The following is a 14,169-nucleotide window of genomic DNA, read 5'->3' on the forward strand; positions in this document are numbered from 1 at the left end:
TAATTCTACCCTAATTAAAATCCTTTAACTTAACGACTTTAAAATCAAAGTGTAAGCATTTTCTTTTATCTTTTCTATATCCGTAGTTTCAAGGTTTGATGTAGAACAAAAATAATTTGAATAGCCTAACATAGCACTTATAAATACATAATATTCATACTCTCTATTTTCTTGTGCTTTAACTATACCCTCATCTATTCCAACTTCCATTAACCTTCTTACAGCGTCAGACATTTCTTCCTTTCGCTTTATAAAAATTTGGTTACCTTCTTCTAAATATTGTCTTAGTTTATCTGTTTCAATACTTGATAAAGCCAGGATAAAGTTTGAGTTTTTGCTTCTAGAATTTTCTTCTATTAATTTAAATAAACCATAACATTTATTTTTAAATCCCTGAGCCTTATTAACTATGCTAAATACTTCATTAAATTGAATTTCTATATTATATATAATAGCCTTTGCTATTATTTCTTCCTTAGACTTAAAATAATTATACAGGGTTCCTTTTCCTATGCCAGCTGCTTCTGCAATATCAGCAGCTTTTACTGAATGAAGGTCTACACCTTCATTCATAAGTTTTATTACAGCATTAAATATATCTATTTCTCTTTTACCATAGTTATTATCAAACATTTTTACCCTCCTCAACCTCTACTACTGCTACTAAAGCCTTCCTATGCAATATGTCGTATATAATAGGAACAATAAATAATGTTAATAGTGTAGCATAGGTTAATCCTCCTATGGTCACAATAGCCATTGGTTGAATCATATCTGCTCCCATTCCTATTCCCATAGCAAGGGTTAAGAGTCCTAAAATAGTAGTTAATGCTGTCATAAGTATAGGTCTAATACGAGCCTTTCCAGTTTCAATTAAAGCACTTCTTTTATCAACGCCCTGTAACCTTAATTGATTTACATAATCAACAAAAACTATACCATTGTTAACTACAATTCCTGCTAATACAAGAAAACCTAACATGGAAATCATACTTATCTCGAAACCAGTTATTACTAATGCTAAGAGTCCTCCTGTAAACGCTAGAGGTATAGTAATCATTACTATTAATGGTGATAATAATGACTGAAATTGAGCTACCATTATTAAATATATTAAAACAATAGCTAGTGAAATCATTTTTATTAAATCTCCTAAGGTTTCATTGATTGTTTCACTTTCTCCAGTAATATCTATGGTGTATCCCTCAGGTAATTTATAAGAACTTATTTTGCTTTCTACATCTCTACTGACAAGTCCAATATTGTGATCATTGTCTATACCAGCAGTAACTGACATACTTCGTACTTGATTCTTATGATTAATAGAAGCTAATGCCTGGTCTTCTGAAATTGTAGATATATCCTTAAGGTATACTTCCTTTTCTTCACCATTAACTGTAGCTTTTATAGTATAATCCTTCAATGTTTCCCTTGTTAATTCTTCCTTCGACTCAGTTACAACTATTACAGGATATTCATTAGAGTTAATGGTAATATTAGTTGATTTAGTTTCATTCTTAATAGCTGTAGCCACTTGTTGATATACTTGTGCTACAGTAAGTCCATATTTAAGTGCCTTATTTTTATCAACTGTAATTCTAGTCTCTTCTGATGCATCTTTTAGGCCATTTGATATATCAATTGTTCCTTCAGTGTTTTCTAAAATTCCTGTTAAATCAGTAGCTATCTCCTTAAGTTTATCTAAGTCATTACCTTTAACAAGAACTTCTATACCTGAGCCACCCATAGCTGACATATCCATATTAGATGAATTTACAGTTATATCGCAATTTAAGTCCTTTGTCTTTTCATCTATGCTAGTAGCCACTTGTTGACTAGTGTTACTTCTTTCGTCTTTTAAAATTATATACATAGATACTGCTTTATCGCTACCATTACCACCCAAAAGGCCCATAGAACCATTGCCACCTTGCATTGCACCTACTGTTTTAACATCTGGTATTGTAAGGATTATATCCATTACCTTATTACTCATTTCTCTAGCATCTATGGTAGTACTTTCCTTCGGCATTTCTATTGATACCATTATCTCATTACTATCAACCTCTGGCATAAATGCTGTCCCCATAGAAAAAGCACTATAAGCACTAGAAATTAATAATACTACCACTAAACCTATAATTATAATCTTATGATTAAGGGCTTTATCTAGTAACTTTACATAAATATCTATAATTTTATCAAAAAGTTTATGGGGCTTTTCTTTAGTATTGGTTAGCATAGTAGATGACATAGTAGGTACCAAGGTTAGGGCTATAATTAAACTAGCAATTAATGAATACGCAATTGTTAGTCCCATGTCAGTAAACAGTTGTCGAGATATTCCTTGAGTAAATACAATAGGTAAGAATACACAAATTGTTGTTAAAGTAGATGCAAATATTGCTCCTGAAACTTGAGCTGCACCATAAACGGCAGCCTTAGCAGAAGACATACCTTCACTTCTTAATCTATATATATTTTCAATTACTACAATACTATTATCTACTAACATACCAACTCCCAACGCTAGTCCTGCTAAAGATATTACATTCATAGTAACTCCACTAAAATACATTAGACCTATTGCAAATAATAAACTTACGGGTATACTCATTGCTATTATAAATGTTGGTTTTATATCTCTTAAAAAAACAAGTAATATTACTATTGCAAGAATTCCTCCTAAAATTAAGTTATTTAATACAGAATTTATTACAATATCAATATACATTCCTTGATCACTAAGCTGATTTATATGCATATCTGGATTTTCTTTTAATAATTTTTCAATAGTTTTATTTATATCATGGGATACTTCAGCAGTAGAAGCTGTACTTTGTTTTTGGAAAGAAAGTAAAATACCATCATTACCATTAATTTTTGCATACATGTCATGGGAATTATTTATAAATCCTATATCTGCCACATCTTTAAGCTTTACTGTACCAATACCATCTATATCCAAGGTTATCAATTCTAAATTTTCTATTTCATCTATATTTGAAAATTGGTCTCCTACCTTAACTAAATACTCATGTTTATTTTCTGTAATATATCCAGCTGGCATGGAAAAGTTTTCTGCTGCTAATATACTACTTAATGAACTTTGGGAAATCACTCCATCTAATCCTGCTTTTTTATAAGCATTTTCTTCTGCAATTTTAAATTCTTCTTTTCCTTTCTTAATAGCCTTTTCACTTTCTTCTAGTTGAAGTTGTGCCTTGGCTAACTCAGAGTTAAGGGTGGCCTTTCCAGCTTCTAATTGTTTTTCTCCCCCTATAATTTCTGATAACTTCTTCTCTAATTCCTTCTTTTGCTTTAAAATCTCTTCAATACTTTTATTAGTAGCTTCCAAAGTTATAGATAATTGTGTTAATTTTAATTTTTCTTCTGCTGAAGTTTCTTCTCCTGCCTTTATTTGCTCTTCTATAACTTTCTCTAGATTTTCCTTTTCCTTTTTAATCTCATCACGCTTTTTTTCTAATCCTTCTTGACCTTGGATTAATAGTTTTAGCCCTTGTTCAACTTGATATTTTCCGGAAGAAAGGCTCATACTACCTTCCAATAACTTTTCCTTCTGCTTATCACTTTCTTCATTAAACTTAACTTTACCATCTTGTAAAGCTTTTTCAGCTTTATCTAATTCTGCTTTAGTTTGAGATAGCTTTCCATCAATAGATTTAAGAATTCTATTATTAAGTTTATCTATTTTTTCTTGCTTCAGAGAGATTTGTAAACTTTCCTCAATTATCCCTGTACCAGAAACAGATGCTACTCCATCCAATCGTTCAAATTCAGGTATAATCTCCTCTGTTACTTTCTTTGATGTTTCAGTAATATCTTTTCCATCAAAGTCTACACTAGCAACTACAATTGGTAGCATATCTGGATTTATCTTTATTAGCATAGGTGTCCCCACTTCATCATCAAGTTGGGATTTAACCATATCAATATTTCCATTCATCTCAATCATAGCGCTTTCCATATTAGTCCCTTGAGTGAACTGAATAATAACCATGCTTGAGTTTTCACTAGAAATACTATTAATTTCTTCTACTCCACTAGTAGTAGATAAAACTTGTTCTAGTGGCTTTGTCACAGTAAGCTCAACTTTCTCTGGACTTGCACCAGGATAGGCAGTTATTACTGCTACATAAGGTAAATCTATACTAGGTAATAAATCAGTAGTCATTGATGTAAAAGATATAATTCCAAGAATAATAACCAGTACAACCCCTACTATAACTGTCATAGGTTTCTTCACGCTGAATTTTGATAACACTTTAGTACCCCCATTATTATTAAATTCAAATGACTGACCGTCCAGTCACCAGATATTATACCATATATTACATATAGCTACAATAAGTTCATGGCATTAAAAAACTGCTTAAAAATAGACTAAATACTTACTAAAGTACTTAATCTATTTTCAAACAGTATACTCTCCTTATATATTTTTTTAGAATGTATTATTCATAAATATTAAACTCAACAGTCACCTTAAACAAATCCCCATCTATACCTATTTCTAAAGCTCCGTCATGAAGTTCTATTATGCTTTTTGCAATGGCTAAACCTAAGCCTGAACCTTCTGTATTCCTTGATTCTTCTCCTCTTTTAAATCTTTCTGTAATCTCACTAGCGTCAAAGTTTAATTCATAGGCTGATATATTTTTCATTGTTATATATACCTTACCATTTTCAGATTTTACATCCACATAAACTCTAGTGCTTTTTAGGGAATATTTTATAGCATTAGAAATTAGGTTTTCAAATACTCTCCAAATTTTTCTCCCATCAGCATTAATATATATTTTTTCTGATGGTATATTGGTTTTAAAATCTAAATTTGCTTCTTTAATTCTATTCTCTGCTTCTCCTAACGTCTGCTTTATTAAAGCATTTAACTCTATTTTTTCAAAATTTAACTGCATAGCTCCACTGGCAGCCTTTGAAGCCTCAAATAAGTCTTCTATTAATATCTTTAATCTTTGAGATTTTCTATCTAAAACTTCTACATAGGCTCTTGCTTCTTCTGGTTCAATGCCCATTCTTTTAAGTAAATCTACATAATTAATAATTGATGTTAATGGAGTTTTAAGATCATGAGATACATTTGAAATAAGCTCTGTTTTCATTTTCTCACTTTTATTTTCATTTTCTATAGATTTTCTAAGTCCTTGCTTCATATTGTTTATACTATGAGCAAGATCTCTTAATGCTCCCTTACCCTCTTCTGATATATCATCATTAATTTTTCCTTCTGAAATAAGCTTAGCACCATTAGTTATTTTATTTAAATAAGCAAACTCTTTCACTAATTTATATATAACAATTGCTGTAGCAACTATATCAAAGCCAAGGGCAATAACTGCTCCTACTGCTCCTACTATAACCATTAATATTAAAGATACACTAGTACAAATAGCTACATATACACCTATAACCAATACTAATTTTCTTCCTAAAGTACCTTTTTCCATAGCTATACATAAATGATTATAAAGTTTTACTCCATAACTATCCTTAAGAAGTGTATTCTCCTTATAATTTTGAAGTAAAGCTTTGATAATTAAGTAATAAGCTATCAAAATTAGTGTTACCACCATTATATTATTAATATTGATGGTGTATCTATATTCATTACTCCAATTATGTGTAAAAAACATATGATAAGATATCCATCCCATTAATATACCTAATAACTTAAATTCTAAAGGCATATTTTTCAATTTTTCTACTATTCTATTTGAATAGCATGGCTTATATCTAAACTTCTTAAGGACAAAAATCATAATTACTACCCCAAATAAGGAGGCTACCAAAATGCCTATTTCTGTATCTACAATAGAATTAGCTTGCAGAAATTTTTCATAGGTATTATATATGCTATCTCCAGCTACTAGTTTACTTGGGACTGCTACATATATATCCAAATCTCCCTTTACTCTAAAGCTCTCTTCATTAGTATAACTATTACCATTCTCATTATAACTATGTTTAACTACTACAGTAGCTCCATAACCTTCCCTGTAGTTACCATATTCATTTACTTCCTTGTCTTTAATAAGTTCTCCATTAATAAATATATTTTTATTTTCTACTCCGCTAGAAATATGATATTCCGAAAAATAGCCACTATTTTTCTTTAACTCTGCAATGGCATCCTTACCTGGTTTATAGTTGGTAAGCCATATGTCATTAGCTTTATCATAGGCAATGTACCTTAAATTTGCATAACTGTCCAAAGTCTTAATATACCTATTATAATTCACCAACTTCTCTTCAACTATTAACTTTTTTAGTTCTTCATCACTATAATTGTACTTTTCCTCTATGCTTTTATAGATAGCTTCTTCCTCTTTGTTAACCTTCTCTTCATCCCAATTGTTAGTGTATTTTTCATGTAACTTACTTCTCTCATTATCATACTCTTCTTGAATCTTCTTTCTTATAATTTCTTTTTTCCATTGAATTTCTTCCTGGGTTAAATTTTTTATTTCCTTAATATAATCTTCTGTTTTATAAAGTTCCATTACTTCAAGAATCTTTTCTGTAAAAGAGTTGATTTCACTTCCTAAAAATTTACTTCCATACAGACTTCTTTCATCAAAAATACCACTATTAACTCTAATATCTTTAAAAGAAATTAGGGATATGGAGACCATTACTACAGTTATTATAATAGCTATAGTCTTTGCTATTTTTATTCTTCTACAGTCTTTTACCATTTCTTCATACTCTCTATCCTTTTCATCAACACTTGTCGATTTTGTATCCAATTCCCCACACCACCTTTAAATATTTTGGTTCCTTTGGATTAATTTCAATTTTTTCTCTAATCCTTCTTATATGCACAGCTACAGTATTATCTACATTGTAGCTAGTTTCATTCCAAACTCTTTCGTATATTTCTTCCATGGAAAATACTCTTCCTTTATTCTTAAGCAATAATTCCAAAATTTTAAATTCTATAGGTGTTAGTTTTATACTTTCACCATCAACAAATACTTCCTTATTTTTAGTGTTTAGTTCTAATCCACCACTTTTTAAAACTTCCTTTTCTTCTTCTTTGTTAAAATTACCCAAGGTCACATATCTTCTAAGTTGTGATTTAACCCTTGCAATTAACTCCAAAGGATTAAAAGGTTTTGTTATATAATCATCTGCTCCCATATTTAAGCCTAAGATTTTATCCGTGTCCTCTGACTTTGCAGAGATAAGAATTATTGGAATATTTTTTTCTTCTCTAATTTTAAGAGTTGCTCTAATTCCATCCATCCTTGGCATCATTATATCCATCAAGATAAGATGTATTTCCTTATCTACTAAAGTTTCTAAAGCTTCAATTCCATCACAAGCTCTATATATTTTTAATCCTTCGTTTGAGAGATATATTTCAATGGCATCTACTATTTCTTTATCATCATCAACTACTAATATATTGTAATTCATTGTACTCCCCTCCACTTCATATTAATTATACCATGACTTCTCTCAAGCTATACTTCTATATTACCCTTGAAATATTAAATAATTGTTTATATAAACCTTAAGAAATTCTTACAATATGTTCACATAATAAGAATGGTAGCTATGAAACATAATTCATTAACTTTTATAAAATATAGAGCCTATACTTTAATATTCTTAGAGTATAAGCTCCATGTTTATGTTAATATATTTCATTCATTAATTTATTATTTAAAATAACTATCGATTGGTCTCCCAATTCCTTAAATCTTTTTTCAACTAACTTCTTATCATAGCCAACTACACCATTACCTTCATAGGGATCATTAAAATAATATTTATCTTTATCATAACCTACAAATACCATACAATGCTCATTACTTATCCACTGAAACTTCTCCCCTGATTCTCGCAAATACCATTCTGCACCTGATTCAGTAGGAAGTAAATTAAGGCTTGTCCAAACTAACACAGGTATTTCTTTATCTATATAATTTTCTATAAGTTCATTAAACCCACTTCCTGTGGTATTTTTTACGCAGTGCTCTTTTCCTAAGATTTTATTTAATGAATTAACAATTACAGGGGCATAACATCCATAACTATATACACTTCTTGGGTCTCCAACAAAAGCTTCATTAGGATTAGGACCATATAAATCTCCATTAACTTCTTCTAAAAATGAGCTCTCTAAATAATCATCTATAAACTCATCAACAGATATATTATATCCATAATATTTTAGTATCATAGATGTACTTACAACCTCACACCCTGTTGGATATTCTCCAGCTTGACTTATATAGGGTACAGAGATAAGCTTGTAACTTTTATTAGATTGTTCATTAATTTTGTGAGTTTTTAATTCATTATTTAGTTTCTTATAACTCCATAGTGATATCTGCTCTGGTGTATAGGAATTTAAAATAGCTGACATATATACTGTCAAAATGCATAATGTAAAAAATAATACTGTTCTTAGACTTATTGATTTCCCTTTTATTGAATAGTTTTTATCCTTATCTCTTACTCTTTTTGTAATCTTCAATGGATTTTACCTTCTTTCCAAAGGATTTATTTATTAAATATAGTATACTATGTAAAATAGAACAAATAATTAAACAAATTATAAATTATATACAATTAAAAGCTTATCCTATAGAATTTAAATCCATAGAATAAGCTTTATCTTATTATCATATTGTTCCTAATTTAAATATCTTGATATACTTGTACAATCTTCTCCCAAGTTAATGGCCCAACTATACCATCAGAATTCAATTCAAAGCACTTTTGAAAATCTATAACTGCTTGATTTGTTGCCTTTCCAAAAATCCCATCCACATTTATATTTTTTATAGAGGGATACTTATCTGCTATAGCGCTTAAGTAGGTTTGTAATTTACTTATGACATTTCCTCTAGAACCTTGTTTTAATATATATCCTGGATACTCATATCCATCTCCTTCTAGCTTATTACTTCCATTAATTATATCTTTATATACAGAGTATATTTTATTCCAAGTTTGCTTTCCAACTATTCCATCTACATCTAATCCAAATTTCTTTTGAAATTGTATTACTGAATCTAAGGTACTTACACCAAAAATACTATCTCCATTAATTGGAGGCACTTCTTTATAATATTGAGATACAAAATTTAAGAAATATTGCATTTGAGATACAGCATCACCTGTGGAGCCTTGCTTTAATAAATATCCAGGATACTCACCTGCACTTTCTAATTTTTCTCCTTCTGACTCTAATTCTGCTAATCTTTTAACTCCTACATAAATTCCTGATATTTTATACCAAGTTGATTTTCCAACGATTCCATCTGCATATAAATTAAATATTCTTTGGAATGCCTTTACAGATGATTCTGTCTCTGATCCAAACACTCCATCTACAGGTTCTATTTTAGGTATTGCTGGATAATTATTAGAAATTCTATTTATTTGTCTTTGAATTGTTTCTACATCACTTCCTGTAGTATTAAGCTTTAACGGAGTTCCACCAAAGGATTCCTCTATACCTCTTATATCATTAGTTTTTGTTAGTTCAATATTATCACCATAGTAATTTTTTAGTATCTCTATAGTTTCATATCCATCTGTAGCAAGTTTTACAGTATCCCATTGTGATAACCCTTTACAAGTTACAGTTGTGCCATTACAATATTGTGCCAATAGTGGTTCCATATAACCTTCTCTAGTAATATATTCATTAAATATATCATCTACAATTCTACTAATATTCTCAAAAATATTTCTTCCCTTAATAAAGTATTGATCATAGGCTGTAGAGTTAGTTATGTGAAAGTTATACCCCTTATTTCTATACCACTCTGTATATACTCTATTTAATGCAAAGGAAATTTGACAATATATATTGGCTCTTATAGCATGCTCTGGCCAAGTAGGATATATTTCACTAGATGCCACATTCTTTATATACTCTGGAAATCTTACAGTAACATTTTCTGCATAGGATGATGGTGCACCCAAATGTACTGTTATGAATTCCGGAATATATGGTCTTATCAACACCTTGCTTTGAAAAATTGGCTCTTTCTCATCTACCTGAACCCTAGGCATCTCCTCTATCAACTGATGTGGTGGAATATAATTATGCTCTAGTTCCTCTAAGAATTCTCTTTCCTTAGTAGTAGGTATCATTTCTACTTGTTGTATTGATACTTCATTAGAAAAAACTTGAACCCCTTCTACTACTGCATCCTTATATCCAGGAGCCCTAACATATAAATCATATACTGAATATGGTATTTGATCAGAATCTTTATTTTTTGATAGTTCAATATCTGGTGTATCTACTTCTAATATTTTCGTTATTCCGCTAGAATCTGTAGTTAATATATTCCCTTTATCAAAATCTACTGAAGTACTTTTTAAAATAAATATATTTCCGCCTGAAACAGGTACCACCTCTCTTGCAGTAAAGAGTTCTACTTTTATAAAACCTCTTCCCATAATTTTCTCCTAAAAAATATTATCCATAGTTATTATATGGAGAAAAGCTATTTATGTTAGTAAAATTCCAAAATATAATTATCTTAATTTATCTATCTGTAATCACTTTATGAATTTTCACATCATGTTCATCATAAGGAATATAGTCACAAGTAATCTTTTCTCTACATATAACAGCTGTAGTAAAGGTAGCATGTTCTAAGTAACGATCATAAAATCCTCCTCCATAACCTAAACGATACCCTTCTTTATTACAAGAAACACAAGGTATTATAGCAAAATCTATTTCTTCTGACCTAATTAATGGACATTCATCCTTAGGTTCTAATATCCCATACTTTCCATCCTTTAAAGATTTATAGCCCTTAATTTCATGTACCTCCATAATCCCCTTACCTATACATTTGGGAACTCCAACTCTTTTACCACTTTCTAATGCATTCTCAATGATATTTCTTGTATTAATTTCATCTTCTGTACTTACAAAACAAAATATAACCTTTGCTTCTTTATACTCCTTAAGATTTATTACTTTTTCATAAATTTTCTTATCCGCTTCTAAAGTATAATCCTTTGATAATTCAGCAATACGTTTCATAATTTCATTACGAAGTTGCATTTTTTCTTCTTTTATATTCATTATTAATCTACTCCTTTCTTCCGATTAATATCTTTATATATTTTATAATACATTAAATAAAGGAATACTCAAAACAATAATATTGTTTAGTAGTATTCCTTTAAATTTATTATAATGTTATTCCAAATATTTTTAATATATATGGTAATACTCCTATGGCATTTAACCATATAATGAATATTAAAACTGGTGCAATATATTTTATCATTATTACAAAGAATTGTTTACTTCTAAATCTATATTTACCATTGCAACTAATCTCATCTGAGATATTATCAACACCCCATACATAGCCTATGAATATACACATTAGAAGTCCTCCTAGTGGCATAAGTAGATTTTCAGCTAAGAAACTCATAAAGTCAAAGAAATTGTATCCAAATATTAATACATCTTTCATAACTGGTCCATTGGCCAAGGAACAAGGTATTCCTATAAAAAATAAAATTGTTGATATTATTATAGTAGCCTTCTTTCTTTCTATTTTAAAAGTATCAATTACAAATGCTACTACAACTTCAAGCAACGATATGGCTGATGTTAATGCTGCAAACAAAATTAATATGAAAAATAAAATACCAAAAAATTGTCCAAAAGGCATTGAATCAAATACTGAAGGTAACGTTATAAACATGAGGCTTGGTCCAGCTCCCGGCTCAAATCCAAAGGCAAACACTGCTGGTAACACCGCAAATCCAGCAAGAAGAGCTACTGCTGTATCTATAGCTGGTATAATTACTGCATTCTTTTCTAAGTTTTCTGTGTTTCCCAAATAACTACCATAAGTAATTATTGCCCCCATTCCTAAGCTTAATGAAAAGAATGCCTGTCCTAAAGCTGCCATAACTGTTCCAATTGTAACCTTCGAAAAATCTGGTTTTATAAAAAACTTTATTCCTTCCATTGCTCCATCTAAAGTTACTGATCTAATAGCAATTATAACTAATAATATAAATAGTGCTGGCATCATAAATTTACTTGCTTTTTCGATACCTCCAGCTATTCCTTTCAATACTATTACACAACAAAGAACCATAAATACTAAATGCCATACTATAGGTTGAGTAGTACTTGCTATGAATCCACTAAAATAATTTCCTGCTTCTGCTCCTGATATTCCTCCAATTAAATACTTACCTATATAATTTAGTACCCAGCCACCTATAACACTATAAAATGCTAGTATGCAAAATCCCACAACTACTCCAATAAAACCTACAAATGCCCACTTTTCACTTAACTTTTTGTATGCTCCTACTGAACTTAAATGAGTATTACGTCCTATTGCCATCTCACCTAGCATAATTACAAATCCAATGATTACAATCATAACTAAGTAAATAACAACAAAAGCTCCTCCTCCATTGGCACCTGCTAAATACGGAAACTTCCATATATTCCCCAAACCTACCGCTGAACCTGCTGCTGCTAATATAAAACCTATATTAGATGCCCATTGTCCTCTGTTACTCGTATTTTTATCCATAACTTTCCCCCTATCAAATTTGATAATTGTTTAAAATATATTTAATTATAGAATATATTTTATAATTATTATAATACAAATTTTCAGATAATTGAATAGAAATTTTATCTATATTCATTGTTTTGCTTATAGCTATCATATTCTCTATAGCCGCATAAATGTAAATCCTTATATTTAAGGGCTTTCCAGACATTAATTATATTTTGAAATCACCATAAAATATATTGTTAAATCGTTTTTGACACTTTATTAACAATATATTGCAATACCATTAAAACTCTATAATGTCCCTTTAAAAATTTTCAGTATATAGCAATATCCTATATTTTAAATAACAATGAATATAAGAACTTCTATTTATACTTTATTAACATATAGAAGTATTTAATTTAAAATTATATATAAAATAATTATAAATTTCAACAAAATTTTGTCGTTTTCTTTCAATTTTTTAATTTAAAGCTTTTCATCTTTTTTAGCAAATAAAAAACAGATGAGACTATCACCTGTTTTTCTATTTAACTAAATATTACTTTATTTTTTAAACACTTTAGGATATAAATATTCAGCTATTATATTATAAGCTTCCACATATCTATCATTAGGTTTATATGTGTATAAATCCTTTGGTAATACGATGTATTTTCCTTCTTTAACAGCTCTTAAAGAAGACCACACTTCATTTTTTTCTAAGTCTTCAATTCTCTTTTCCTTTATCTTTTCCGTATCAGATCCCATTTCTGTAACAAATATAAAATCAGGGTCTTCCTTTAACAATACTTCCATGCTAAAATCTACAGAACTTTTACCTTGTACAATACCATCACCAATAATATCAGCACCTAAATCTTTCAAAATTTCACCTGTGGCACTATCAGAACCTTTAATTTTTATTCCTTTTACCGTACTCATCATTAACATTACTCTAGATTTTTCACCTTGAGGAACCTTGGAAATCATCTCTTCAATTTCACCTTTTATATCTGTGGCATATTTTTTATAGCTATCTTCTCTTTCTAAAAGTGCTGTATAAATTCTAACCACCTTAATATAATCATCTATATTATCAATTCCCATACATAAAACTGGTATATTACTTTGTTCTAAAACCGTTGCTAATTCTACATGAGCAGAAAACCCATTAGAAAGGATTACCAAATCAGGCTGTAAAGAAATAATAGCCTCAGCACTAGGTGCACCTGCCGTTCCTACAACTGTTGCATCTTTACTTTCTGGAACAGATTTCTCATCTGATTCTTCTACACGACCAACAACCTTTCCGCCCAATTTATACCAAAGATCTAAATAAGAATTATAAGCACAAACAACTTTTGTAGGATTTTTTTTGATTGTTACTTCTTTATCTCTACTGTCAATAAAAGTTATACTATCCCCATTATCCTTTATACCATAACTTTCAAATGAATCAGCTGCAACTTGTTCCCCTTTCTTATTAGTATCTGTTGCTCCATTATTTTCTTTATTAGTAGCTTTACCTCCACATCCTACTAATAAAGCCATAGTCATAGTTATAGCAATAACTAGTGACATAATTTTAAACTTTTTCATCATT

At 29.7% G+C, this 14,169-nt stretch carries 9 protein-coding genes; all 9 read right to left on the minus strand.

The window, feature by feature from the left end:
• Window positions 1-24: 24 nt before the first annotated feature.
• Window positions 25-633 carry a TetR/AcrR family transcriptional regulator gene (locus B2S02_RS17665; RefSeq protein WP_346876671.1) on the minus strand — a complete coding sequence of 203 codons (609 nt, stop codon included), beginning with the start codon at window positions 631-633 and terminating at the stop codon, window positions 25-27.
• Window positions 626-4,285 (minus strand): efflux RND transporter permease subunit, encoded by a 3,660-nt coding sequence (locus tag B2S02_RS17670; RefSeq protein ID WP_346876672.1) that lies wholly within the window; start codon window positions 4,283-4,285, stop codon window positions 626-628. Before B2S02_RS17670 ends, B2S02_RS17665 begins: the two co-directional genes overlap by 8 nt.
• Before the next feature lie 190 nt (window positions 4,286-4,475).
• Complete coding sequence (locus B2S02_RS17675) at window positions 4,476-6,788, minus strand: HAMP domain-containing sensor histidine kinase (protein ID WP_346847739.1); 2,313 nt, start codon at window positions 6,786-6,788, stop codon at window positions 4,476-4,478.
• Window positions 6,763-7,461: a response regulator gene (locus B2S02_RS17680; RefSeq protein ID WP_150845957.1), complete on the minus strand. Its 699-nt coding sequence runs from the start codon at window positions 7,459-7,461 to the stop codon at window positions 6,763-6,765. Before B2S02_RS17680 ends, B2S02_RS17675 begins: the two co-directional genes overlap by 26 nt.
• A gap of 220 nt (window positions 7,462-7,681) precedes the next feature.
• Window positions 7,682-8,527, minus strand: a complete 846-nt coding sequence (locus B2S02_RS17685; RefSeq protein ID WP_346847740.1) for a C39 family peptidase — start codon at window positions 8,525-8,527, stop codon at window positions 7,682-7,684.
• 164 nt (window positions 8,528-8,691) lie between these two features.
• Window positions 8,692-10,470 carry a peptidoglycan-binding protein gene (locus B2S02_RS17690; protein ID WP_346921099.1) on the minus strand — a complete coding sequence of 593 codons (1,779 nt, stop codon included), beginning with the start codon at window positions 10,468-10,470 and terminating at the stop codon, window positions 8,692-8,694.
• 88 nt (window positions 10,471-10,558) lie between these two features.
• The gene (locus B2S02_RS17695; protein ID WP_346878135.1) at window positions 10,559-11,110 is read right to left on the minus strand and encodes a 5-formyltetrahydrofolate cyclo-ligase; all 552 of its coding nucleotides are present in this window, start codon (window positions 11,108-11,110) and stop codon (window positions 10,559-10,561) included.
• Between the two features lie 109 nt (window positions 11,111-11,219).
• Window positions 11,220-12,596, minus strand: coding sequence for a sodium-dependent transporter (locus B2S02_RS17700; protein WP_346847743.1), 1,377 nt, complete (start codon window positions 12,594-12,596; stop codon window positions 11,220-11,222).
• 534 nt (window positions 12,597-13,130) lie between these two features.
• Window positions 13,131-14,165: an ABC transporter substrate-binding protein gene (locus B2S02_RS17705; RefSeq protein WP_346878133.1), complete on the minus strand. Its 1,035-nt coding sequence runs from the start codon at window positions 14,163-14,165 to the stop codon at window positions 13,131-13,133.
• Between the last annotated feature and the right edge of the window lie 4 nt (window positions 14,166-14,169).

Origin of the sequence: Clostridium sp. UBA7339 (genome assembly GCF_002470865.1) — a bacterium.
Taxonomy (GTDB): Bacteria; Bacillota; Clostridia; order Clostridiales; family Clostridiaceae; genus Clostridium_J; species Clostridium_J sulfidigenes.

Coding starts and splice junctions, on each gene's coding strand:
- B2S02_RS17680 (WP_150845957.1), bottom strand. CDS start 7,461: ATGAATTACAATATATTAGTAGTTGATGATGATAAAGAAATAGTAGAT.
- B2S02_RS17700 (WP_346847743.1), bottom strand. CDS start 12,596: ATGGATAAAAATACGAGTAACAGAGGACAATGGGCATCTAATATAGGT.
- B2S02_RS17695 (WP_346878135.1), bottom strand. CDS start 11,110: ATGAATATAAAAGAAGAAAAAATGCAACTTCGTAATGAAATTATGAAA.
- B2S02_RS17690 (WP_346921099.1), bottom strand. CDS start 10,470: ATGGGAAGAGGTTTTATAAAAGTAGAACTCTTTACTGCAAGAGAGGTG.
- B2S02_RS17665 (WP_346876671.1), bottom strand. CDS start 633: ATGTTTGATAATAACTATGGTAAAAGAGAAATAGATATATTTAATGCT.
- B2S02_RS17705 (WP_346878133.1), bottom strand. CDS start 14,165: ATGAAAAAGTTTAAAATTATGTCACTAGTTATTGCTATAACTATGACT.